The sequence below is a fragment of the Bowmanella yangjiangensis genome (assembly GCF_017255015.1).
Taxonomy (GTDB): domain Bacteria; phylum Pseudomonadota; class Gammaproteobacteria; order Enterobacterales; family Alteromonadaceae; genus Bowmanella; species Bowmanella yangjiangensis.
The window spans coordinates 1-514 of sequence record NZ_JAFKCS010000229.1; the positions used below are offsets into that span (position 1 = coordinate 1).

The following is a 514-nucleotide window of genomic DNA, read 5'->3' on the forward strand; positions in this document are numbered from 1 at the left end:
GCGTGCCCCGCGCAAGCCGTACTGATAGAGCTCGATGCGCTTGGTAACGACATCCGCAGCGCGTTCCGTGGCTTTGACAAGTTCATCCCGGGCCTGTTTCTCGTTGCTCTGTTGTACCCAACCGGCCACCAGCGCGGTAGCGGCCATGCCCGTTGCGAAAGTCAGCAGGACGATCAGTCTCAATGTGGTTTCTTCTTTTCTGCGAGGTGATCAGTTGCGTTCGAGTGCCGGCAGCAGATCCAGGCTCTTGCGCAGTTGCTCGAAGGGCATGGGGCGGCAGTAGAAATAGCCCTGCATCAACTTGCAGCCCAGTGCGAGCAGTTGCTGCGACTGTTCGCTGCACTCCACGCCCTCGGCGACCAGCTCCAGGTCCAGTGCCTGGCCCATGCGTACGATGGCCTCGATGATCGCAGCATCGCTACGATCCGTCAGCATGTCGCGCACGAAACTCTGATCGATTTTCAGCACATCGATCGGCAGGCGCTTGAGGTAGGACAGGCTCGAATAGCCGGTG

The 514-nt window shown here is 59.7% G+C and carries 2 protein-coding genes; both read right to left on the reverse strand.

The annotated features are described in order from the left end of the window. Positions 1 to 183: hypothetical protein (locus tag J0A65_RS23565; protein ID WP_206596714.1), on the reverse strand; the 183-nt coding region annotated here is incomplete at its 3' end. A gap of 27 nt (positions 184 to 210) precedes the next feature. Continuing rightward, positions 211 to 514: EAL domain-containing protein (locus tag J0A65_RS23570; protein ID WP_206596715.1), on the reverse strand; the 304-nt coding region annotated here is incomplete at its 5' end.